This is a genomic window from Streptomyces sp. NPDC111606 (genome assembly GCF_055656945.1).
The window spans coordinates 182736-205199 of record NZ_JBVKBY010000005.1 but is presented as its reverse complement, the minus strand read 5'-3'; the positions used below and the strand labels follow the sequence as shown (position 1 = coordinate 205199).

At 72.7% G+C, this 22464-nt stretch carries 17 protein-coding genes; 7 read left to right on the top strand and 10 right to left on the bottom strand.

Features of this window, described 5'->3' with window-relative positions; genetic code table 11:
• Positions 1 to 16 precede the first annotated feature (16 nt).
• Entirely contained in the window at positions 17 to 496 is a 480-nt protein-coding gene (locus tag ACZ7M7_RS19655) for an Lrp/AsnC family transcriptional regulator (RefSeq protein WP_328429426.1), read from the bottom strand.
• 245 nt (positions 497 to 741) lie between these two features.
• On the opposite strand from ACZ7M7_RS19655, the gene ACZ7M7_RS19650 reads away from it, so the two are divergent.
• Together ACZ7M7_RS19650 and ACZ7M7_RS19645 are read left to right on the top strand one after the other, a co-directional pair.
• Entirely contained in the window at positions 742 to 2232 is a 1491-nt protein-coding gene (locus tag ACZ7M7_RS19650; protein ID WP_472118471.1) for an FUSC family protein, read from the top strand.
• A gap of 420 nt (positions 2233 to 2652) precedes the next feature.
• On the top strand, positions 2653 to 3705 hold the full coding sequence (locus tag ACZ7M7_RS19645; RefSeq protein ID WP_472118468.1) for a lactonase family protein: 1053 nt from the start codon (positions 2653 to 2655) through the stop codon (positions 3703 to 3705).
• Positions 3706 to 3804: 99 nt separating this feature from the next.
• Here ACZ7M7_RS19645 and ACZ7M7_RS19640 read toward each other — a convergent pair whose 3' ends face one another.
• The 4 genes from ACZ7M7_RS19640 to ACZ7M7_RS19625 all read right to left on the bottom strand — a co-directional run bounded on the left by ACZ7M7_RS19640 (position 3805) and on the right by ACZ7M7_RS19625 (position 7659).
• Positions 3805 to 4728, bottom strand: a complete 924-nt coding sequence (locus tag ACZ7M7_RS19640; RefSeq protein WP_383598823.1) for a sirohydrochlorin chelatase — start codon at positions 4726 to 4728, stop codon at positions 3805 to 3807.
• A gap of 120 nt (positions 4729 to 4848) precedes the next feature.
• Entirely contained in the window at positions 4849 to 5826 is a 978-nt protein-coding gene (locus tag ACZ7M7_RS19635; protein ID WP_472118464.1) for an N-acetylglucosamine kinase, read from the bottom strand.
• A complete protein-coding gene (locus ACZ7M7_RS19630; protein ID WP_369269453.1) occupies positions 5823 to 6500 on the bottom strand; it encodes a uracil-DNA glycosylase in 678 nt (225 codons plus the stop codon). Before ACZ7M7_RS19630 ends, ACZ7M7_RS19635 begins: the two co-directional genes overlap by 4 nt.
• A gap of 73 nt (positions 6501 to 6573) precedes the next feature.
• Positions 6574 to 7659, bottom strand: coding sequence for a WD40/YVTN/BNR-like repeat-containing protein (locus ACZ7M7_RS19625; RefSeq protein ID WP_383629890.1), 1086 nt, complete (start codon positions 7657 to 7659; stop codon positions 6574 to 6576).
• A 278-nt stretch (positions 7660 to 7937) separates the two neighbouring features.
• Here ACZ7M7_RS19625 and ACZ7M7_RS19620 point away from each other — a divergent pair, with 278 nt between their 5' ends.
• On the top strand, positions 7938 to 8525 hold the full coding sequence (locus ACZ7M7_RS19620) for an Rv1733c family protein (protein ID WP_472118458.1): 588 nt from the start codon (positions 7938 to 7940) through the stop codon (positions 8523 to 8525).
• A gap of 398 nt (positions 8526 to 8923) precedes the next feature.
• Here ACZ7M7_RS19620 and ACZ7M7_RS19615 read toward each other — a convergent pair whose 3' ends face one another.
• Positions 8924 to 10618: a DNA alkylation response protein gene (locus tag ACZ7M7_RS19615; protein ID WP_472118455.1), complete on the bottom strand. Its 1695-nt coding sequence runs from the start codon at positions 10616 to 10618 to the stop codon at positions 8924 to 8926.
• Between the two features lie 75 nt (positions 10619 to 10693).
• On the opposite strand from ACZ7M7_RS19615, the gene ACZ7M7_RS19610 reads away from it, so the two are divergent.
• Entirely contained in the window at positions 10694 to 11485 is a 792-nt protein-coding gene (locus tag ACZ7M7_RS19610) for a PaaX family transcriptional regulator C-terminal domain-containing protein (protein ID WP_472118452.1), read from the top strand.
• Between the two features lie 90 nt (positions 11486 to 11575).
• Here ACZ7M7_RS19610 and ACZ7M7_RS19605 read toward each other — a convergent pair whose 3' ends face one another.
• Both ACZ7M7_RS19605 and ACZ7M7_RS19600 read right to left on the bottom strand, forming a co-directional pair.
• Positions 11576 to 12358 (bottom strand): pectate lyase, encoded by a 783-nt coding sequence (locus ACZ7M7_RS19605; protein WP_383598806.1) that lies wholly within the window; start codon positions 12356 to 12358, stop codon positions 11576 to 11578.
• A gap of 71 nt (positions 12359 to 12429) precedes the next feature.
• Entirely contained in the window at positions 12430 to 13410 is a 981-nt protein-coding gene (locus tag ACZ7M7_RS19600) for a pectate lyase family protein (protein ID WP_383598803.1), read from the bottom strand.
• Positions 13411 to 13722: 312 nt separating this feature from the next.
• On the opposite strand from ACZ7M7_RS19600, the gene ACZ7M7_RS19595 reads away from it, so the two are divergent.
• Positions 13723 to 15036: an extracellular catalytic domain type 1 short-chain-length polyhydroxyalkanoate depolymerase gene (locus ACZ7M7_RS19595; RefSeq protein WP_472118449.1), complete on the top strand. Its 1314-nt coding sequence runs from the start codon at positions 13723 to 13725 to the stop codon at positions 15034 to 15036.
• A gap of 124 nt (positions 15037 to 15160) precedes the next feature.
• Positions 15161 to 19537 carry an HAD-IC family P-type ATPase gene (locus ACZ7M7_RS19590; RefSeq protein ID WP_472118446.1) on the top strand — a complete coding sequence of 1459 codons (4377 nt, stop codon included), beginning with the start codon at positions 15161 to 15163 and terminating at the stop codon, positions 19535 to 19537.
• On the opposite strand, the gene ACZ7M7_RS19585 is transcribed toward ACZ7M7_RS19590, so the two are convergent.
• The gene (locus ACZ7M7_RS19585) at positions 19538 to 20617 is read right to left on the bottom strand and encodes an NADH:flavin oxidoreductase/NADH oxidase (protein ID WP_472118443.1); all 1080 of its coding nucleotides are present in this window, start codon (positions 20615 to 20617) and stop codon (positions 19538 to 19540) included. It lies immediately after the preceding gene.
• A gap of 152 nt (positions 20618 to 20769) precedes the next feature.
• Between ACZ7M7_RS19585 and ACZ7M7_RS19580 the strand changes: the two genes are divergently transcribed.
• The gene (locus ACZ7M7_RS19580; RefSeq protein ID WP_451166100.1) at positions 20770 to 21120 is read left to right on the top strand and encodes an ArsR/SmtB family transcription factor; all 351 of its coding nucleotides are present in this window, start codon (positions 20770 to 20772) and stop codon (positions 21118 to 21120) included.
• Here ACZ7M7_RS19580 and ACZ7M7_RS19575 read toward each other — a convergent pair.
• Positions 21043 to 22437, bottom strand: coding sequence for a nucleobase:cation symporter-2 family protein (locus tag ACZ7M7_RS19575; RefSeq protein ID WP_472118440.1), 1395 nt, complete (start codon positions 22435 to 22437; stop codon positions 21043 to 21045). The two genes, ACZ7M7_RS19580 and ACZ7M7_RS19575, sit on opposite strands and share 78 nt — an antisense overlap.
• Positions 22438 to 22464 lie beyond the last annotated feature (27 nt).

The following is a 22464-nucleotide window of genomic DNA, read 5'->3' as shown; positions in this document are numbered from 1 at the left end:
CCCAGGATGTCAAAGGTCATTTGCGGGCCGCCGCCCGCCCGATCGACTCCACCAGGGGCAGCAACCGATGCGGGACACGCTCGCGAAGGGCCACCTCGCTGCGGGTGCGGACCACGCCGGGCAGGCTGATCAGCTTCTGGATCACGTCCTCCAGGTGGGCGTTGTCGCGGGCCACCACCCGGGTCAGCAGATCGCCCCCACCCGTGATCGAGAACGCCTCGACGATCTCCGGCACGGCGGCGAGCTCGTCGCCCACGTCGTCCAGGTGGCCCTGAGTGACCTCGATGTGCACGAACGCCAGCACCGGATGCCCGAGCGCGGCGGCCGAGAGGGCCGGCCCCGTGCCGGTGATCACGCCGTCCCGCTCCAGCCGGTCGAGGCGTGCCTGCAGCGTGCCCCGCGCGACGCCGAGGATCCGGGCGTACTCGCGCACGCTGGTGCGGGGCTGCTCCAGCAGCAGCCGCAGGATGCGGGTGTCGAGCTCGTCCACGGCCATGCCGTCCGGCCTCCTTCGCCCCGTGTCCGCATCCGCGTCGGCCATGGACCGCCGTGGGCCGTCCTGGGCCGTCATGGTCCGTTGGCTCGCCGGTGGACGTACGGGGACCGTTGTTTCTGTGCCAATGGCTCAGCATTCTAGGTGCCGCTTGAGCCAGGGTGCTCCTTGATGCTGCAATGAGCCCGTCGATGGCGCTGCGGATCCCGCGGCGCCTTTTTCATGCCGGAGCAAAGGGGCGGGACGTAGTGCTGAAGAGGGTGTTCGTGGCGCCGGACCCGGGGCGGGCGCGGCTGCGCTTCGCCGTGCGGGCCGTGCTCGGCATCGGGCTCGCGGTCGTCGTCTGCGGACTGGCCGGACACTCCCTCGTCGGTGCCGTCACCGGCGGGCTCGCCGCGCTGCTCGCGCTGTTCACCGTCACCGACGCCACGGTCCGGGGACAGGCGGTCACCACCGCTCTGCTGCCGATCGTCGGCCTGCCCGTCCTCGCGGCGGCGGCCGAACTGCACGACCAGCCGGTCGCCCGCGACCTCACCTTCCTCGCCATCGTCGGCGCGGGTGTGTACGCGCGCCGTTGGGGGCCACGCGGGCACAGCCTCGGTGTGTTCGCGTTCATGACCTTCTTCGTGGCGCAGTTCCTGCAGGCCACCCCGGGCCGGCTGCCCGAGCTCTACGCCGCCGTACTGCTGTCCCTGCTCACCGCGTCCGCGGTGCGCTTCGGGCTGTGGTGCTACGAACGCCGTCTGCCCCCGGCGCCGGTACCGGCACCGCCGGGCGGCACCGGACTGGCCCGCGTGACCACACGGCAGGCGATCCAGGCCACGGCAGGTGCGGGTTTCGCGCTCGTCGTGGGCCAGCTGGTGTCCGGGCACCGCTGGTACTGGGCCGTCGGCGCCACCTGGTGGATCTTCGTCAACACCACCTCGCGCGGCGAGACCCTGGTCCGCGGCTTCCGCCGGGTCCTGGGCACGGTGATCGGCATCGGCCTCGGCCTGCTCGTCGCCGTCCCGGTGGCCGGCGAGACGATCCCGACGGCCGCGCTCCTCGCCGTCTGCGTCTTCGGCATCTTCTACACGGCCGCCGTCTCCTACACCTGGATGATGCTCTGCGTCACGGTGCTCGCCGAGCTCCTCTACGGCGTGCTGGGCGTCCTTGATCCCGCCCTGCTGGCGCTGCGGCTCGCCGAGACCGGCGTCGGGGCGCTCGGCGCCGCGCTGGCCGTGCTGTTCGTCCTGCCCGTGACCACGCATGCCGTCAACGACGCCTGGATCCGGCGCGCCCTGCGCTGCGTCCACGCCGCCACCGCCGCGGCCGCCGCACGCCTGGGCGGGGACGAGACCGCCGACCCGGCCTCGCGGCTCGCCGAGCTGGAGCAGCTGCTCGGCCGGGTGCGTCTGGCACTCGCCCCGCTGGTGCATCCGCTGAACCCGATGTCGGCCCGCAGGCGGCGCGCACGCCACGTCCTGGCCCTGCTCGACGACTGCGCCCGGGAGATCCGTGGCCTGGCCGCCGTCGCCGCCGACCCCGAGGCCTCGCACGACGCCCGCCTGGCCGCGGCGTGCTGGCGCGTCGAGGCCGCGGTCGAGGCGCTGACCGGCGGTGCGGACGTCGACGCCCCCCACACGCGCCCGACGGAGTCGGATCCCGCACTGACCCATCTGCACGGCCTGGAACGCGCCCTGTCCGAACTGTCCCAGCCCCTGCGCACACCCTCCGGGTCACGACTCGTCGGAGCGTGAGAACGCCGGGAGCGCGGGAGATCCTCCGCGATCCGCACGCCGGCCACCCGGGCCGCCCCCGGTCCGCCCGAAGCGCCAAGTCGCTTTATCGGCCATCCGGAAGGTGGATCACGCGATCCTCCGGGTACCCCCGCGCCATCGGGCGCAAGGAACCCGCGAGCCGTGCGGGAGCGGCCCGCGGGTGAGTCTCCTGGGGTGTGCCCACGGGGTGCCCTCGGGGCAGCGCCACGCCCGTCCGCCACCGGAGCCAGGAGTCGGTGCAGCGGCATCCCGCCTGCCCGCATCACCCCGAGGCCAGGGCCCGGGCCGGGGGCGAGAGACGACCGTACGCGCCGACGTTTTGAACGGCTCTTGGTCTAGACCGATGATGATCCGCTGCTACCGTCAGCCCGGACGGCACCCGACCGGAAGGGGACTTCGGTGGCAGATGGTGGCAGGCGGGCACGGCGGGCCTACATCGGGTCGTTCACGGCGGCCGGCGGCCCCGGGATCGTGACGGCGTCCGTGGCCGCGGGCAGCGGCGCACTGACCGTCCTGGGAGGCGCGGACGACGTGCCCGACCCCGCGTACCTGGCCCTGTCGCCGGGCGGCGACACGCTCTACGCGGTCAGCGAGACGGCCGAGGGTGCGGTGGCCGCGTACCGCGTGACCGGGGACAAGCCGGAGCTCATCGGATCACCGGTCCCGGTCGGCGCCGGCGGGCCCACCCACCTCAGCCTCTTCGCCGGCCACGTCCTGACCGCCAACTACGGCTCCGGCAGCGTCACCGCCGTGCCCGTCCGCGCCGACGGCACCCTCGCGGGCGTCCCGTCCGCCGTCCTCCAGCACACCGGCTCGGGCCCGCACACACCGCGCCAGCAGGGCCCGCACGCCCATCATGTGCAGCCCGACCCGAGCGGCCGCTGGGCCGTCAGCGTGGACCTCGGCACCGACTCGGTGCGGGTGTGCACACTGGCCGGCGGCACACTCGACGTGCACCGGGAGATCGCCCTGCGGCCGGGCTCGGGCCCTCGCCACCTGGCGTTCCACCCGCACGGCCCGTACGCGTACGTCGTCAACGAACTCACCCCCACCGTCACCGTCTGCCACTGGGACGCCGACGACGGCACGCTCAAGCCGCTGACGGAGACACCGGTCCTGCCGGGCGGCCCGGCCGGCGACGCCTATCCGTCCGGCATCGTCGCCTCGCCCGACGGCCGCTTCGTATGGACCGCGACCCGAGGCGAGGACGTGCTGTCGACGTTCGCCGTCGAGGGCGAGGAACTACGGCTCGTCGGAACGGTGATCTGCGCCGGCCACTGGCCGCGCGCGCTCACCGAGGCGGACGGGTTCCTGTACGTCGCGAACGAGCGCTCCGGAGACGTCACCTGGTTCGCCCTGGACCCCGACAGCGGGCTCCCGCGCTACGAGGGCTCGATCGAGGTGCCCGCGGCGTCCTGCGTGGTCATCGGCCCGGACGTCGGCAGGGTGTGACCGCACGCCGAAGGGCCCGCTCCGGACGTGGAGCGGGCCCTTCGGCGTTACGTCTGCGATGCGCACATCAGCCGTGCGGTCACGTGTACATGGGCGACGTCAGCGGACCGGCGTGCCCTGCGCCTGCTGCGGGGCGATGCCCAGCGCCGACGTGTACTTCGACAGGGCGAGCTTGCCGATCGCCGGGTACGGGCCGAGCGGCTCGGCGGCGGAGCAGCCCGCCTCGTGAGCGGCCTCCGAGACCACGCTCGGGTCGATCTCCGGCCCTATCAGGTACGGCGCCAGCGCCAGCTGCTGGGAGCCCGAGGAACGCAGCTGCTCGGCGATCGCCGAGATCGAGCCCTCCTGGTCCAGGGCCGCCGCCATCACCGGCACGGCCAGGCGAGCGGCGAGCAGCATGCCGGTGATCCCGGCCGCCTGAACGGCCTCCTCACCACCGACGGAGGCCAGGATGATGCCGTCCGCGGCCGTGGCCACGGTGAACAGGCGGGCACGGTCGGCGCGGGCCAGACCGGCCTCGGACAGACGCACGTGCAGCGCCTCGGCGAGCAGCGGGTGCGGGCCCAGCACATCGGTCAGGTCGGCCGCGACGCGGCTGTCCATCACGGCCTGGCGGATGACGCGCAGCAGCGCGCTGTCCGGGCCGGCGAGCAGCGGCACGACGACGGCGACGGGGCCCTCCGGCTCCTTGGCCTCCACCCCAGCGGCGATCGCCTGCTCATAACGGGCGGCGCGCTCCTCGGCGGCGTGCACGAGCACCGACTGGAGAGTGAGGAACTCCACGTCATCGCCGTCGACGTACCCGATCCGGGCGTCGAGGCCGGGGAGCTCGGAGCGGGCGATGCTCACGACCTCCTCGGCGAGACCGCGGGTCGCGGCGCTAGGCGTGCCCGGCACCGCGAGGACGAGCGCGGGCGCGCCCTCGGGAGCCGCCAAGGGCTCGGGTCGGCGGTGCCGCCCGGGCTGACGAGGTCGCGGCATTCGTACTGGCAGGCCGGACGCGGGCCCAGTGGGGGAGCTCATGGCGAGGCATGTTACTGGCTTCTTGGGCTCCCCTGTTCGGGGAGGGTGCAGGTGAGCGGTATCCGTCCGCTTTTGTCTGATTGAGTTACGTGCAGAGTGGAACCGGGCGGCCTAGGTGGATCAGTCCCCCTTGTCGTTCACCACGCAGAGCATCGCCTCGTCACTCGGCAGCGTGAGCGCGTCCGTCGCGAGATCGGTCGCGATGCGCACCGACCCGTCGAGCGGATCCCCTGTGGCCGGCGCCCTGCGCGCGTGCGGCAGGCGCTTCGCCAACTCCTCTTCCAGGGGCACCACGAGAGGGTCACCCATCTTGAACAGGCCGCCGGTGAGCGCGACTTGAGGCTCCCCGGTGGTGGGGCAGACGGCGGCCGCGGAGTCGGCCATGTGCCGTGCTGCGGCCCGCAGGATGTCGACGGCCGTCGGATCGTCGTCGGCGCAGGCGGCCACATGGGGAGCGAAAGAAGCCAGGACGGCAGGGCGGTCGGGCCGCGGATACAGCTTCCCGGGCAGCCCCCGCACCGGGCCGAAGCATTCCTCGGCGCGGGCCAGCAGGCGGGCCGACCCGCCCGACCGCCCGTCGTGCGCGCGCAGCGCCGCCTCGAGGCCGGCCCGCCCGATCCAGGCGCCGCTGCCGCAGTCGCCGAGCAGATGCCCCCAGCCGTCCGCGCGGCGCCAGTTCGCCAGGTCGGTGCCGATCGCGATGAGTCCCGTACCGGCGGCGACCACGGCACCGGGCCTCGGCCCGAGGGCGCCGACATAGGCGGTGACGGCATCCGCGGCGAGCGCGACCCGCCCGATACCGAACTCCCGCCGCAGCGCGCCCGGCAGTTCGGCGCGCAGCGCATCACCCAGGCTGGCCATCCCGGCAGCCCCGACGGCGGCCGCGTCCAGCCGGTCCGCACCGGCCTCGGCCACCAGCGCCCGCACCATGGGCACGAGTTGCTCCATGAAGTGCCCGGGGTCGATGCCCCGATCCCCGGTACGAACCGGTTCGCGGGACTCCCGCCGGGCCGTCGCCGCACGACCGACGGTGCCGACGACGACTCGCAGACCGGATCCTCCTGAGTCGACGGCGAGGAATCCGGAGGGGCCGGTCACGGCAGGCGCCAGTCCACCGGCTGTCCTCCCTGCCCGATCAGCAGGTCGTTGGCCCGGCTGAACGGGCGGGAGCCGAAGAAGCCGCGGTCGGCGGACATGGGGGAGGGGTGCGCGGACTCCACCGACGGGAGTCTGCCGAGCAGGGGACGGAGGTTGCGGGCGTCTCGGCCCCAGAGAATGGAGACCAGCGGCTTGCCGCGTCCGGCGAGCGCGCGGATGGCCTGCTCGGTGACCTCCTCCCAGCCCTTGCCGCGGTGTGCGGCCGGTTTGCGCGGGGCCGTGGTGAGCGCCCTGTTGAGCAGCAGCACGCCCTGTTCGGTCCAGGGCGTCAGATCACCGTTGGACGGCTGCGGCAGCCCCAGGTCGGTGTTGAGCTCCCGGTAGATGTTGATGAGGCTGCCGGGCAGCGGACGTACGTCGGGCGCCACCGAGAACGACAGCCCCACGGCATGCCCGGGGGTCGGATACGGGTCCTGTCCGACGATCAGGACCCGTACGTCGTCGAAGGGCTGCTGGAAGGCCCTCAGGACGTTCGGCCCGGCCGGTAGATAGGTGCGCCCCGCGGCGATCTCCGCGCGCAGGAAGTCGCCCATCCCGGCGATCCGTTCGGCAACGGGTTCCAGGGCCTTCGCCCAGCCCGCTTCGACGATTTCATGCAAGGGTCGTGGTGCCACGGGCGTCACCCTACTGCCGCACGGGCGGCGGTGATCAACCAGTGGCCAAGGCCGGCCCCTGAGCCCCGACGGCTCATCCGACCACCGCGGCCCTCACGCACAGCACGTCCGGGAGATGCGACGCCAACTCCTGCCAGCTGTCGCCGTCGTCGGCCGAGGCGAACACCTCGCCGTTGCGATTGCCGAAGTACACGCCCGCCGGGTCCGCGTCGTCCGTGCACATCGCGTCGCGCAGCACCGTGCCGTAGTGGTCGTCCTGCGGCAGTCCCGCCGACAGCGGCTCCCAGGTCTTGCCCGCGTCCGCCGTACGGAAGACGCGACAGCGGTGGTCGGCCGGGACGCGGTCCGAGTCTGCGTTGATCGGGAACACGAACGCCGTCTCGCCGCGGTGGGGGTGCGCGGCCACGGCGAAGCCGAACGTGGAGGGCAGGCCCTCGCCGATGTCCGTCCAGTTCGCGCCCGCGTCGTCGCTGCGGTACACACCCCAGTGGTTCTGCAGATACAGCCGGTCCGGCGTCGCCGCGTCCTGCGCGATCTTGTGGACGCACTGACCGAACTCAGGGTTCGGATCCGGCAGGAACACCGCGGAGACACCGGAGTTGGACGGCGACCAGCTCGCACCGCCGTCGGCCGTCTTGAACACCCCTGCCGTCGAGACGGCGACCGTCACGGCCTGCGGGTCGCGCTTGTCGGTGATCACGGTGTGCAGGCCCTCACCGCCGCCGCCCGGCACCCACTTCGAGCGGGTCGGGTGCTCCCACAGCGGGCGGACCAGCTCGAAGGTCTCGCCGCGGTCCTCCGAGCGGTACAGCGCCGCCGGTTCCGTGCCCGCGTACACCACGTCGGGCTCCGCGGCCGCCGGGTGGAGCTGCCACACGCGCTCCAGCGAAGCGTCCGTGTCCTTGGGGAACTTGACGGCCGGCTGGGCCGGTTCGGTCCAGGTGCGGCCCAGGTCGTCGGAGTGGAAGACCGACGGGCCCCAGTGGGCGCTGTCGCCGCCCACCAGAAGTCGCGGACGCTCGCCGCGGGTGTCGATGGCGACCGAGTACACGGCCTGGGCGTTGAAGTAGGGACTTTCGTCGAACTCCCAGGTGCCGCCTCGCCTCCGTCCGATGAACAGGCCCTTGCGCGTGCCCACGGCGAGCAATGCCTCGGTCATGCCGACCACCTCCGCGACGTCTTTGTCTCAGGTACCGGCCAGTCTGCACCCCGGCACTGACAGTCACCTCTGGAAAGGCTTACGTCGCAGGTCAGCGCGGCGATGATAGCCCTCAGGCGGGAGCCGCGGGCACTTTCGCGAAGACGCCCGCGAGGGCCGCGTGACCCGTGCCACGGTCGATCCCGGTACGTGCAGTGAGCATCCGCCTCCCCTCTCCCGTATGGGATGGCGGCCGGTCCGGCAGGCACGTTCGTGCGCTCATGAGGAGGAAGCCTTCGATGGCGTTCCGTGGTCCGAAGGTGTGGCTGTGGCGCTGGCGGCGCAATCCGCTCAAACGCCGGGCCGACGCGGTGGAGGCCTGGGTGCTCCTCGCCGCCTGGGTACTGACTGTTCTGTGCGGAGTGCTCGCCGGCCTGGCGACGGCCCGCACGGTGGAGTACGGAATGGCCCGGGAGCGCGTCGAGTGGCGGCCCGTCGTGGCCCTGCTCACCGAACAGGCGCCGGGCACGTTCGACGCGCGCTCCGGCACGTCGACCAGCGACTACGTATGGGCGAAGGTCCGCTGGAGCACGCGGGACGGTTCCCCGCACACCGGCCAGGCCCGCGTCCGCCCCGGCAGCGGCGTCGGCACGCCGGTCACCGTCTGGACGGACCCGCAGGGCCGTCTGGTGACCCGGCCCGCCACCCCCTCCGAGGCCCGCACCCGAGCCACCCTGGTCGGCGGCCTCGCAGGTCTCTGCGCCGCCTCCGTCCCCTTCGTCGCCGGCCGAGCCCTCCGCAGCCGCCTGGAGAGCCGGCGCATCGACCACTGGGGCTACGAGTGGGCACGCTTCGGGCCGCTGTGGGGTGGCCGGACGACGGGGTGACGGCCGTAGGGGCCCGGCCCGTGGCTGCCTCGGCGGCGGCGCAGGAGGCGGCCGGCAGCGGTTCCATCCACCCCGTCCATGAAGCAGCGCGGTCCCAGCCGTGATCGAGACGGCGCCCCGCACCGTACTGGCCGACGCCGCCGCGCGGCGACGAGGCCGAACAGTGCTCACGCCTGATCCACCGGCCCACGTCCCTCGGGCGGCGCGTCACATCCGTCAGCCCTGCGGCGCCCGCCGCCGGGAGTTGCCCGAGGGGGGGCCACCCACGTGGGTGGGCTTGCCCGTATCGCGTGGGCGGCACCCAGCCGGTCAGTCCCGTTCTCTCTTGGCCGCCCCTTCGGTGCCACGGCCCGCTCCCGGGCCGCACACCCCAGCCCTCAGCCCTGAGCTTTCATCGCTCATTCCACACCCGGCAGCGCCCGCCCCAGAATCCCGTCCACGTCCGCCGCGTCCGGCAGCGTGCCGAAGGCGTGGCCCCAGTCGCCGGCCAGTCGGGTGGCGCAGAAGGCGTCGGCGACCGGTGTGGGGGCGTGGCGGATCAGGAGGGAGGCCTGGAGGGTGAGGGCCATCAGCTCGACCAGGCGGCGGGCGGAGGCCTCGGAGCCCGCGGCGAGCAGGGACTGCAGGCGGGTCACCGACGCGTCCAGACGCGCGTCCGCCCCCTGTGCCAGGGCAAGTTCGGCGAAGAGTGCCTCCGCAGTGCCCGGCTCGCGGCTCAACGCCCGCAAAACGTCGAGGGCGTTGACGTTCCCCGAGCCCTCCCAGATCGACAGGAGCGGAGCCTCGCGGTAGTGGCGGGGCATGCCCGACTCCTCGACGTAGCCGTTGCCGCCGAGGCACTCGAGGGCCTCCGCGGTGAAGGCCGGACCCCGCTTGGTGACCCAGTACTTGCCGACGGCGGTGGCGATCCGGCGGAACGCCGCCTCGGTCCCGTCCGCGTCGTCCCCGCGTACCACCCGGTCGGCCGCTCCGGCCAGCCGTAGCGTGAGCGTCGTGGCGGCCTCGGACTCCAGTGCCAGGTCGGCCAGGACGTTGCGCATCAGCGGCTGGTCGACCAGCCGCGCCCCGAACGCGCTGCGGTGGCGCACATGGTGTCCCGCCTCGACGAGCGTCTTGCGCATCAGCGTCGCCGAGGACATCACGCAGTCCAGCCGGGTGCAGTTGACCATCTCGATGATCGTCTTCACGCCCCGCCCTTCGGGCCCCACCAGCCAGGCGACGGTGCCGTCGAACTCCGGCTCGGAGGAGGCGTTGGAACGGTTGCCCAGCTTGTCCTTCAGACGCTGGATGCGGAAGGTGTTGCGGCTGCCGTCGGGCAGGACACGCGGCACGAGAAAACAGGACAGCCCGCCCGGCGCCTGTGCCAGGACCAGGAAGACGTCGCACATGGGCGCCGAGGTGAACCACTTGTGCCCGCGCAGCGTGTACACGCCGGGCTCGGCGGTCGGCCACGCCGTGGTCGTGTTCGTACGGACGTCGGAGCCGCCCTGCTTCTCGGTCATCCCCATGCCGGCGAGCAGCCCCCGCTTCTCGGTCGGCACCCGCAGCCCCGGGTCGTACTCCCGGCTGGTCAGCAGCGGTTCGTAGATCTTCGCGAGCTCGGGCTGCCGGCGCAGCACGGGGACGGCGGCGTACGTCATGGACGCCGGGCAGCCGTGCCCCGCCTCCGTGTGCCCCCACACCAGTCCGCCCGCGGTCCGCGCGACATGCGCTCCGGGCCGCTCGTCCGCCCAGGGAGCGGCCGCCAGCCCCTCGCCGACCGCGACCCGCATCAGGTGGTGCCAGCTCGGATGGAACTCGACCTCGTCGACGCGATGGCCGTACCGGTCGTGCGTCCGCAGCACGGGCTCGTGGCGATTGGCCTGCTCACCCCACTCCTGCGCCTCGGCGCTCCCGGCCCGCAGGCCCAGCCGCCGGATGTCCTCCTCGGCCCACCCGGCACCCTCGCGGCGCAGCCCCTCGATCAGGGCTGTGTCCTCGGCGGCGTCGTACGGCGCCAGGGGAGGGGGCTGGTTGGTGACGTCGTGGGTGCCGTACTGCCCGGACTGCTCCGGCGCGACTCCGGACTGTTCCTGCGCGAGTATCGAGACCATGCCGCCAGTGTTGCACCATTGCTGCGGTTGCAGCAATCCTGTAATACGCCGAGCCGGCACGTAAGGTACCTGGCCATGCCGAACAACCCGTCACCGCCGGCCGACGAGGTGGACCTGCGCCCGCTGTCCGCCCGGTCGGTCGTCCTGAGCATGCTGCTGGGTCTGCATCCGCCCGAGCTGCCGGTGAAGGAGCTGGTGCGCAGCGTGGAGCCGTTCGGGATTGCGGGGTCCACCGTGCGGGCCGCGCTCAGCCGGATGGTCGCGGCCGGTGACCTGCGGCGCGCCGACACGGTCTACCGGCTCAGCGACCGGCTCCTGGAACGCCAGCGGCGGCAGGACGACGCCGTCCACCCCGAGACCCTGCCCTGGGACGGCGACTGGGAGATGGTCGTCGTCACCGCCACGGGCCGTGGCCCCGCCGAACGCGCGGAACTGCGCACCGAGTTGACCCGGCTCCGGCTCGCCGAGCTCCGCGAGGGCGTCTGGCTGCGCCCGGGCAACCTGCTCCGGCCCCTGCCGGGCGACCTCGTCCAGGTGGCCCAGCGCTACACGGCCCGCCCCGACCGCCCCGCACCCGAGCTCGCCGCGAGCCTGTGGCCGCTGGACGCCTGGGCCGGCACCGGACGCGCCCTGCTCACCGAGGTCGCCCACGCGCGACGGCCGTCCGACCGTTTCACCGCCTTCGCGGCCGTCGTGCGGCACCTGCTCGCCGACCCGGTGCTGCCCCCTGAGCTCCTCCCCGCCCACTGGCCGGGCGACCGACTGCGCGCCGCGTACGCGGACTACCGGCGGGAGCTCGCGGAGGACGTACGCGCGCGTGACGGGCACGACCGCTCCGACAGCGCACGCGCGCGTGCCCGCAACTGACCGCACACGACGCGACGGCCGCCCGAAGCGCCGTGCGGGGACGCTTCGGACGGCCGCCTTCACCGTGGGGGGACCGCCTGCGAGCGGGTGCTACCGGTAGGTGATGTCCGAGCTGGAGTACAGGCAGTTCGTGCTGTCCGGCCCCGTGCCCACGGCCGTGTTGTTGTTGTACTTCTGGCACGGGATGACCTTGCGGCCGGAGTCGTTGAGGATCGTGATGCCGCGCAGCGTCGCCACGTCGTTGCGGTTGACGTTGATGCCGACCAGACGCGCGGTGGACCCCGTGCCGGTCACCTCGATGTTGCTGAGGTTGACCTTGCGCGTGTACTGCGTGGAGCAGTCGCCGCACGAGCGGTACAGCGTCTTGAAGTCGCTGACGGCGAAGTTGGAGACGTTCAGCGTGCCGGGCCCGTTGTGCTGGAAGACCTTGTCGGCGGCCTTCTTGGCGCCGCCGCCGGTCACGGTGTAGGTGGAGCCGCCCCGGAAGGTGGCCGCGTCCTCGCCGACGTCCTCCCACCACACGTTCTGCAGGGTGCAGTTGCCCTCGCAGTGGATGCCGTCGGCGCCGGGCGCGCCGATGATGACGTTCTTCAGCGTCGCGCCGGCCGCGAGCTTGAAGATCGGGTCCTGGCCCTCCTCCTGACCGTCACCGGCCAGGTCGCCGCTGCCGTAGTAGCGGACCATGCCGCCGTCGCGGACGCCGGACACGGAGATGGTGGAGCTCACCGGCTGGCTGCTGCTGGGCGTCGGCCAGGTGGCGGCGCTCGCCGGCGGCGCGCCGACTGTCGCGATCATGACAGATGAGAGGCCGAGGGCGGTCAGGCCGCCGGTCAGTGCGCGCCGACGGGCGCGGGGCTTTGCTGGCGAAGTCATGTCCCGTATGCCTTCTTCCGGTTGTGGGGGTCTCGGATCGGAAGTGCCGATCTTCTTCCAGGTGGGGGTGGTCAGAGCTTCCCGGCGCCCGCGCCGGACGTCACCGAGGCGACGACGGTGGACGCGGACTCCGCGGTGTAGCCGTAGGGCGGCGTGGTGAAGGTGCCGACCCGGGAGATCTCGGTCGCGGCCCCGCCGAGATCGTTGCCGCGCAGATTGGCGTAGCCGTCCACGTCGCTGCTGCGGTTCGTGGTGACGGCGATCTTGGTGTCGCGGAAGACGTTGTTCTCCACGAGCATCTGGGCGCCCATGCGCGAGTGGCAGGCGGTGTCCGCGCCGGCCACGTAGTTGTTGTAGAAGTGCCCGGTGCCGAAACGCAGGCTGGGGATGCGCGAGTAGACGTTGCTGAACTGGTTGTGGTGGTACGTCACCTTCAGGTGGCCGGTGTCCTCGCTCGCGTTGTTGTCGCTGTGGCCGACGAGCGAGCCCTTGAAGTGGTCCTTGAAGGTGTTCCAGGACACCGTGACGTTGTCCGAGCCGTGATTGATGTCCAGCAGGCCGTCGTAGTGGTCCTTGTCGTGATCGCGGTCGGCCGAGAAGGAGTTGTGGTCGATCCACACCTTCGTCGACTCCTGGACGGTGACGCCGTCGGCCGGCGCCACCGGCTTGCTGATGTTCAGGTTCCGGATGACGACGTTGGTGACCTCCTTCAGGCGCAGCCCGCCGCCGGTGAAGCCGGCCGACGAACCGACGCCCAGCACCGTGGTGTTGGAGCCGACGTCCACCTGACCGCTCAGCGAGATGAGGCCGTTGACCCGGACGACCTTGGCCGAGTCACCGGTGACCGCCGCCTTGAAGGCGTCCAGCGTCGTAACGGTGACCGCCGAGGCGCTGCCGCCGCCGGTCGTCCCGGCGCCGAACCCGACCGGCGAGGTATCGGCCGCCCCGGCCGGCTGCGGCAGGGCGATGACGGCCGCGGTGGCCAGGACCGCTGCCGCGGCCGTCGCCAGTGCCGTTCTTTGCGGGCGTGCACGTGGGGGGAGAGTTCGCATGGGGTGCGTCCCTTCGGGAGGAGCGACACGAACATGTACGTGGACGATGAACGTCATGCAGAACGCCGTGCGCAGGCATTGTGACCATGTGGGGGTGCTGCGCAGCGAGCCGGTCACACTGTTGAACGGAACGTAGAGGGCAAGCGCTTTCTAGTCAACGCTTCGCGCGGAAGAAATCGTCAGCCCTGGTGGGGGTAAGGGCTCTCATGAGGTGGGCGCGGAAGTGGGTGTGGGAGCGCTTCCATGGTGAGCGTGTCCATGCCACGATGCCCTCTCCGTGAGGCCCCTCCCGCGACCAGAAGGGACAAGGACGTGCCCACCCCCATCCGCACGACCGCGACAAGAAGGCTCCGGACCCTCCTCGCCGCCCTGCTGCCGCTGTTGGCGACCCTCCTCGTCGCCGCCCTCACGGCCGCCGCCCGCACCGAGGCCGCCGATGCCGTGCCGACCGCGACGCTGACCGAGGTCACCGATTTCGGCACCAACCCCAGCAACCTGCGGATGTACGTGTATGTGCCGGACAACGTCACCGCCCACCCGGCGGTTCTGGTGGCCGTGCACTGGTGCACCGGCTCCGGACCGGACATGTACCACGGCACCGAGTACGACACGCTCGCCGACCAGTACGGCTTCGTCGTGGTCTACCCGTCCGTCACCCGCAGCAGCAAGTGCTTCGACGTCTCCTCGCCGCAGGCGCTGCGGCGCGGCGGCGGCAGCGACCCGGTCGGCATCAAGTCCATGGTCGACTGGGTGACCCGCACCTATGACGCCGCCACCGGTCGCGTCTTCGCCACCGGCATCTCCTCCGGCGCGATGATGACGAACGTCCTGCTCGGTGACTACCCCGACGTGTTCGCCGCGGGCGCGGCCTTCTCGGGCGTCCCCTTCGGCTGCTTCGCCACGACCGACGGCTCCGAGTGGAACAGTGCCTGCGCGAACGGCACCGTCACGCACACCCCGCAGCAGTGGGGCGACCTGGTGCGCGGCGCCCACCCCGGCTACACCGGACCCCGCCCGCGCATGCAGCTGTGGCACGGCACCGAGGACGACGTCCTGCGCCACCCCAACTTCGGAGAGATGATCAAGCAGTGGACGGATGTCCAGGGCGTCAGCCAGACCCCGGCCGCCACGGACACGTCCCAGTCCGGCTGGACCCGCACCCGCTACGGCGGCACCGGTGACCGGGCCCCCGTCGAGGCGATCAGCCTGCAGGGCGTCGGCCACAACCTGTACGGCTACGGCATGGCGGCCCGGGTGCTCACCTTCCTCGGCATCGACACTGGCGGTCCGGCGCCCCAGCCGCGGCCCGGCGCCTGCAAGGTGACCGCCACCACCAACCCCTGGAGCACGGGCCTGACCGCCTCCGTGACGATCACCAACACGGGCACGACGGCGATCAACGGCTGGCGGCTCGGCTTCACCCTGCACACGGGCCAGTCGATCACCAACGGCTGGGGAGCCACGTACGCCCCCGCCTCCGGCGCGGTGACGGCGAGCAGCGCCTCGTACAACGCGGCGCTCGCGCCCGGGGCGAGCGTCAGCATCGGCTACCAGGCGAACCACACCGGGAACAGCGGGTCGCCGGGCGCCTTCACGCTCAACGGGACGGGCTGCGCCTCGGGGTGATCGCCCTCGGCGAGGAGGCAGGACCCGAGAGATCCCTTGCGTCTCCCGTGCGCGGATGACATGCCGTTTTGCGGGAACCCGGCCGCACGGGAAGCCGACGTCGAACGAGCTGCGAGGGCGAGCGATGGTTCTGGGACTGCTCACACGTCCGACAGCCGCCGTGGCCGAGATGGTCGCGGCCGGGCCCCGGCTGCTCGCCCGAGGAGCGGCCCCCGCGGTGGGAATCGCCGCGGGGGCGGTCGCCGGAACGGCCCGGGCAGGGGTACGGGGTGCCGACAGCGCCGCGCGTGCGGTGCGCGTCGCCCGCAGCTCGCTTCCCCTTCGCCCGCAGCCCTGGAGGTCCGGCGCCCGTACCCATCTCGCCCTGCAGCCCGAGGCGCCCGAGCGGGTACGGATGGAGGGCGGGCTGGAGCAAGCCGCTCGCAAGGTCGCCGCGACGCTGATGGAGCGGCCCGACGTGGCGCTCGCCTACTGGGACGGTGGGCTGAGCCGGCTGGTGGTGACCGCCGTCGAGGAGTCGGCCGGCGACCAGGTGCTGGACAGGGCGGTCGAGATCGCGGCCCGGCACGGTCTGGCCCGGACCGACAATTCGGTGGACGAGATCGCCCACCCCGCCGACCCGGCCGGGGTGCGGGCCGCCACCACGACGCTCGCCGTCGACGGGGTGGGCATCGCGGCCGCGTTCGCCGGCTACGCCCTGCGCCTGCCGACCACGCCCCGGTCGGTGACCGCGCTGGTGACGCTCCTGCGGGAGAATCCGCGCTTCCGGGGCTGGCTGCGGGCCCGGATCGGCCGCTCCCGCATGGACATGGTGCTGGCCATGGCGAACGCGGCCGTACACGGGGCCGGCCGGACCCCGACCGCTCTCGTGCTGGACGGCACGCTGCGCTCGCTCCAGCTGGCGGAGACAGTGGCTCGCGTGGCGGCCTTCGACAAGGTCCACGACGAGGTCTCCGCACCGGACCGGGCCAGCGTGGCCGGGGCACACTTCCCGCGTCCGCCGCTGCGCACCTCCCCGGCCCAGGAGTACGCCGCGCACGCCGAGACCGGCAGCCTGGTGGGTGCGGCGGCGATGCTGCTGGTCAAACACGACGGCACCGAGGCGGCGGAGGCGGTGCTCGCCGGCTCACCCAAGGCGGCCCGCTACGGACCCGCCGCCTTCCACGCCGTACTGAGTTCGGCGCTGTCCCGCGACGGCGTCCTGGTGCGGGACCCCGAGCGGCTGCGGCAACTGGAGATGGCCGACACGGTCGTCCTGCATCCGAGCGCGCTGCGGACGCCGGGCGCCGACGCGGATCCATGGGCGGAGACCGTGCTGGACGCGGCACGGCGCGCGGGCCTGCGGGTCGTGATGGTGGACGACCCCGCCCTGGCCGACTTCACGAGCCTCGCCGACCAGGTGGTGCGCGACGAGCGGTCGCTGAGCGACGTGGTGAACGCGTTGCGCGCCGAGAAGGACAGCGTCGTCGTCACGGTCGCGCGGCCGGCGCAGCACGACGAGGACATCCTCGCCGGACTGCTCGCCGGCGATGTGGCCGTCGCCCTCACCGACCAGGACGGAGCCGTCGTCTGGGGCGCCGACGTGCTGGCTCTGCACGGTCTTGCCGACGTGTGGCGGCTGTTGCGGGCGGTTCCGGCCGCGCGCGGCGTCGGCCGCAGGTCGCAGGTGCTGGCCCGGTCCGGTGCCGCCCTGTCCGGGCTCCTGGTGGCGATCGGCAAGTCCTCGCGCGGGCGCCCCACGCCGTGGCCCGGACTGCGGCACACGCCGGTCGACGCGAGCGCGGCATGGGCCCTGCTCACCGGTGGGCGCGCGGCGCTCGGGGTTGCGACGGCCCGCGCACCGCACCCCCGGCCGCGCGTGTCCTGGCACGAACTGGAGCCCACCGAGGTCCGCGAACGGCTGGAGCACGAGACGGGCCCGGAGCCGACCGTCCCCGAGCAGGTGGGCGGCGGCGCGCGCAAGGCGATCCGCAGGATGGGCCGGCATCCCCTGTTCGCACCGCTGAGCGGTCCGGTGCAGCTCGCCCGGGCCGTGCGCGGCGAGCTCGACGACCCCCTCACTCCGGTGCTGGCCGTCGGCTCGGCCGCCGAGGCGATCCTCGGCTCCATGGTGGACGCCCTGCTGGTCATCGGCGCGCTCGACCTGAACGCCCTGGTCGGCGGCGTCCAGCGGATGCGGGCCGAGCGGGCCTTGTCCGGACTGCTGGCGAAGCAGAAGCAGAAGGCGCGCGTCACCTCCGAGGAAGCCGAGTCCCAGCCGCACGTCGTGGACGCCGCCAAGCTGAGCCCCGGCGATCTGATCGAACTCCGGGCGGACGACGTGGTGCCCGCCGATGCCCGGCTGGTGTGGGAGGACGGGCTGGAGGTGGACGAGTCCGCGCTGACGGGGGAGTCCCTGGCGGCGGACAAGGGGATCGAGCCGACGCCGGACGCCGCCGTGCCGGACCGCAGCTCCATGGTGTTCGAGGGGACCACCGTGGTGGCGGGACACGCCCGGGCCATCGTGGTGGACACCGGGGACCGTACGGAGGCCGCCCGGGCCGTGGCCCTCGCCGCCCGCACCCCACCGTCCGCCGGAGTACAGGCCAGGCTGCGGGAACTCACCGACAAGGCCCTGCCGTGGACCCTCGCCGGCGGCGCCGGGGTGACCGCGCTGTCGCTGCTGCGCGGCACGCCGATCCGCCGGGCCGTCAGCGGCGGCGTGGCGGTGGGCGTCGCCGCGGTCCCCGAAGGGCTGCCGCTGGTGGCGACCGTCGCCCAGCTGGCCGCCGCCCGTCGGCTCAGCCGCCGCGGAGTCCTCGTCCGTGCCCCGCGCACCCTTGAGGCGCTCGGCCGGATGGACACCATCTGCTTCGACAAGACCGGCACCCTCACCGAGAACAAGCTTCGCCTGGTCCGCGTGACGGACGCCGACGGCAAGGTCCATAGGCCGGACGAGGACGACCCCACGCTGCGGACCGCGGCACGTGCCTGCCCCCGGCTGAACGGCGTCACCGACCGGCCGGTGCACGCCACCGACGAGGCCGTTCTGGACGCGGCCGGCCCCGACCCCGAGTGGTCCCAGACCGAGGGCCTGCCCTTCGCTGCCGACCGTGGCTACGCCGCCGCCGTCGGCCGGGCCGAGGACGGCACTGCGGTACTCGTCGTCAAGGGCGCTCCCGAGACGGTGCTGCCCGCCTGCGCCGACCTGCCCTCCTCCGCATCGGACGCGGCGCACGAGCTGGCCGGCGGCGGACTGCGGGTCCTGGCGGTGGCCCGCCGCCCGCTCGACTCGGCGGACAAGGCCGCGGATGTCCTGGAACAGCCCCTGGAGGGCCTGGAGTTCACCGGCCTGCTCGCCCTCGCCGACGTACCGCGAGCCACCTCCACGGCCCTGGTCGAGGGCCTGCGCGCGGCAGGCGTACGACCCGTCATGCTGACCGGCGACCATCCGCAGACCGCGCGGGCGATCGCCGCCGAACTGGGCTGGCCCGAGGACACCGGCGTGGTCACGGGCGATGAACTGGCGTCCGCGGACCGGGAGGAACGGGCCCGGATGCTGCGCGACATGGGCGTCGTGGCCCGCGTCGCCCCCGAGCAGAAGCTCCAGGTCGTCGAGGCGCTGCGGGACGCCGGGTGCGTGGTCGGCATGGTCGGCGACGGAGCCAACGACGCTGCGGCCATCCGTGCCGCCGACATCGGCGTCGGCATCGACGCCCGTGGCTCGGCGGCCGCCCGCAACGCCGCCGACCTCGTCCTCACCAACGACGACCTGACGGTCCTGATCCAGGCGGTCGCCGAGGGCCGGGCCCTGTGGCACAGCGTCGCCGACGCCATCGCCATCCTGATCGGCGGCAACGCGGGCGAGGTGGGCTTCGGCCTCCTCGGCACGCTGCTGTCGGGCGCCGCGCCCCTGTCCACCCGCCAGATGCTGCTGGTGAACCTGTTCACGGACCTGTTCCCGGCCATGGCAGTGGCGGTGACGCCGAAGGAGGCGGAGGGAGCCGATGCGGAAACCGGGACGGAGGACGCGGATCCGGCGAAGGAAGACGAGGGTTTTGATGCGGTACCCGCAGGCACCGAACCCCTGGGCACCTCACTCCTCGGCGAACCGCTGATCCGCAAGATCCGGCACCGCGCCCTGACCACCACCCTGGGCGCCACGTCCGCCTGGCTGATCGGCCGCTTCACCCCGGGCACCGCGCGCCGCTCCACCACGATGGCCCTGTGCGCGGTGGTCGGCACGCAGCTCGCCCAGACCCTGGCCGACCGCCGGGGCAGCCCGCTGGTCCGCGTCACCGCCCTCGGCTCCGCGGCAGCCCTCGCCGTCCTGGTCGAGATCCCCGGCCTCAGCCGGCTCTTCGGCTGCACACCGCTCGGGCCGGTCGCCTGGGCGGGCGTCGTCGCGTCGATCGCGCTCGCGGTGTTCGGCCAGCGCGCCCTGCCGCAGCTGGAGCGGATGCTGGCCCGCTACCTGCCGACCACGTCGGGCGATGCGGCACCCGTGGCGTCCGCCGCGTGATCAGACGGACCGGTGGTACTGGTCCGGCACGTGCACGTCCCCGCCCAGTTCCCGAGCCGCGTGCCGCGCCCACGACGGGCTGCGCAGCAGCTCACGGCCGAGCAGGACGGCGTCCGCCTCGCCGTTCGCGATGATCTTCTCGGCCTGCTCGACGTCCGTGATCAGCCCCACCGCGGCGACCGGCAGCGCGGTCTCCGCCTTCACCCGCGCGGCGAACGGCACCTGGTAGCCCGGGCCGACGGGGATCCGGGCGCCGGAGGCGTTGCCGCCGGTCGAGACGTCCAGCAGGTCGATGCCGTGCGCCTTGAGGTCGGCGGCGAAGCGGACCGTGTCGTCGGCGGTCCAGCCGTCGTCCTCCAGCCAGTCGGTGGCCGAGATGCGGAAGAACAGCGGCTTGTCGTCCGGCCACACCTCCCGCACGGCGTCCACGATCTGGAGCGCGAAACGGGTGCGGTTCTCGTACGAGCCGCCGTACTCGTCGGTGCGGTGGTTGGAGTACGGGGAGAGGAACTCGTTGATCAGATAGCCGTGGGCGCCATGGATCTCGGCGATCTCGAAGCCCGCGGTGAGGGCGCGGCGTGCGGCGTCCGCGAACTGACCCACGACGTCCTGTATCTCGGCGACCGTCAGCTCGGTCGGCACCGGGTGCCCGTCGGCGAACGGGATCGCGCTCGGCGCCACCGGCTGCCACCCGTGCGCGTCCGGTCCCACCGGCGCACCGCCCTTCCAGGGCCGGTCGGTCGACGCCTTGCGGCCGGCGTGGGCCAGCTGGATCGCCGGCACCGTGCCCTGCGACACCAGGAAGCTCGTTATCCGGCGGAACGCCTCGACCTGGGTGTCGTTCCAGATGCCCAGGTCGTACGGGGAGATCCGGCCCTCGGCGCTGACTCCCGTGGCCTCGACGATGATCAGCCCCGTGCCGCCGGCCGCGCGGGCCGCGTAGTGCGCGAAGTGCCAGTCGTTGGGGACGCCGGCGTCGGGGCCCTCCGGCGCGGCCGAGTACTGGCACATCGGGGGCATCCACACGCGGTTCGGGATCGTCACATCGCGCAGGGTGTAGGTCTCGAAGAGGGCACTCACGGCGGACTCCATTCGTCACGGGGGGACCAGCGATCGACTCGTACGATAGGCATCGTAGTACGGGAAGTGTCAAACTACGAGAGCTCTCGTACAATGGAGGAACCCGAGCACGGGGAATCCCGAGTGAGGGAACCCGACGAAGTGGAGCCGCCGTGACCAGCCCCGCTGTCAGCAGCCGTGACCTCCCGCACCCGACGCGCGGGGAGATCCGTCTGGAAGGCGTGCTGCACGCGCTGTCCGACCCGATGCGCCTGCAGATCGTGCGAGAGCTCGCCGCCGTCGGCGACGAGCTCTCCTGCTCGCAGTTCGACCTGCCCGTGACCAAGTCCACCACCACGCATCACTTCCGGGTGCTGCGCGAGAGCGGGGTGATCCAGCAGGTCTACCGGGGCACGGCCAAGATGAACGGCCTGCGCAAGGACGACCTAGACGGCCTCTTCCCGGGACTTCTCGACGCCCTTCTCGACGCCGCCGCCAGACAGGCCGTCCGGCTCGGCGCCTGAACCGTCCGAACCGGCCTTCGCGGGCAGGTGGTTGAAGAGCAGGTTCAGCACGATCGCCGTCAGACAGCCCGCGCTGATCCCGCTGTTCATCACCGTCTGGAACCAGTCCGGGAACTTCTCGTAGACCGTCGGCACACCGACCGGCAGCATGCCCACGGCCACGGAAACCGCCACCACCGTCAGGTTGTTGTTGCCCTTGAAGTCCACGCGGGTGAGCGTCCTGAGCCCGCTGGCCGCCACCGTTCCGAACATCACCAGGCCCGCACCGCCCAGCACCGGAGCCGGTATCGCCGCCACCACCGCGCCCAGCTTGGGCAGCAGACCGAGCAGCACGAGGATCCCGCCCGCGGTCGCGACCACCCAGCGGCTGCGCACGCGGGTCATGCCGACGAGGCCCACGTTCTGCGCGTACGCCGTGTACGGGAAGGTGTTGAAGACGCCGCCCAGCACGGTCGACAGGCCGTCGGCGCGCAGGCCGTCCGCAAGGGAGCGCGGCTCGACCTTGCGGTCCGTCATCTCGCCGACCGCGATCAGGTCACCGGTCGTCTCGGTCATCGTCACCAGCGCCACCACCAGCATCGACACGATCGCCGAGAACTCGAAGGTGGGCGCCCCGAAGTGGAACGGCGTGCTGATCCCGACCCAGTCGGCGTCCCCGACCCCGCCGAAGTCCGTGAACCCGAACGGCACTGCCACCGCGAGCCCGACCACGATGCCGATCAGTACCGCGATCCGGCTGAGGAACGCCGGCGCGAACCGCTGCACCCCGAGCACCACCGCCAGGACGAACGCCGCGAGCGCAAGGTTCTTCGGCTCCCCGAAGTCCGCCGAACCGGCGCCGCCCGCGGCCCAGTTGCCGGCGACCGGCAGCAGCGACAGCCCGATGATCAGGATCACGGTGCCGGTGACCAGGGGAGGGAAGTATCGGAGCAGCCTCCCGAAGACCGGCGCCAGCAGCACGATCGCGAGGCCCGCGACGATCACCGAGCCGTAGATCGCGGGGAGTCCGCCGCCCGTGGTGCCGATGAGCACCATCGGCGACACGGCGGCGAAGGTGCAGCCCTGCATGATCGGCAGCCGCACGCCGAAGCGCCAGAAGCCGATGCACTGGATCAGCGTCGCGATGCCGCACACCAGGAGGTCGGCGGTGATCAGATACGCCAGGTCCGCGGGCGGGAGCTGCATCGCGCCGCCGACGATGAGGGGGACGGCGACGGCGCCCGCGTACATCGCGAGGACGTGTTGGAGGCCGAAGGCGGCCAACTGGCGTTTGGGCGGGATCTCGTCGACAGGGTGCACGGGCGCGGATGCGGTCATGGGCGAGACCGTAGGCTCCTTGAACAG

Excerpts from the sequence above, each read along its gene's own strand:
- ACZ7M7_RS19655 (WP_328429426.1), bottom strand. The coding sequence starts at position 496 with ATGGCCGTGGACGAGCTCGACACCCGCATCCTGCGGCTGCTGCTGGAG.
- ACZ7M7_RS19640 (WP_383598823.1), bottom strand. The coding sequence starts at position 4,728 with ATGAGCTCCCCCACTGGGCCCGCGTCCGGCCTGCCAGTACGAATGCCG.
- ACZ7M7_RS19625 (WP_383629890.1), bottom strand. The coding sequence starts at position 7,659 with ATGACCGAGGCATTGCTCGCCGTGGGCACGCGCAAGGGCCTGTTCATC.
- ACZ7M7_RS19620 (WP_472118458.1), top strand. The coding sequence starts at position 7,938 with ATGGCGTTCCGTGGTCCGAAGGTGTGGCTGTGGCGCTGGCGGCGCAAT.
- ACZ7M7_RS19615 (WP_472118455.1), bottom strand. The coding sequence starts at position 10,618 with ATGGTCTCGATACTCGCGCAGGAACAGTCCGGAGTCGCGCCGGAGCAG.
- ACZ7M7_RS19610 (WP_472118452.1), top strand. The coding sequence starts at position 10,694 with ATGCCGAACAACCCGTCACCGCCGGCCGACGAGGTGGACCTGCGCCCG.
- ACZ7M7_RS19605 (WP_383598806.1), bottom strand. The coding sequence starts at position 12,358 with ATGACTTCGCCAGCAAAGCCCCGCGCCCGTCGGCGCGCACTGACCGGC.
- ACZ7M7_RS19600 (WP_383598803.1), bottom strand. The coding sequence starts at position 13,410 with ATGCGAACTCTCCCCCCACGTGCACGCCCGCAAAGAACGGCACTGGCG.
- ACZ7M7_RS19590 (WP_472118446.1), top strand. The coding sequence starts at position 15,161 with ATGGTTCTGGGACTGCTCACACGTCCGACAGCCGCCGTGGCCGAGATG.
- ACZ7M7_RS19575 (WP_472118440.1), bottom strand. The coding sequence starts at position 22,437 with ATGACCGCATCCGCGCCCGTGCACCCTGTCGACGAGATCCCGCCCAAA.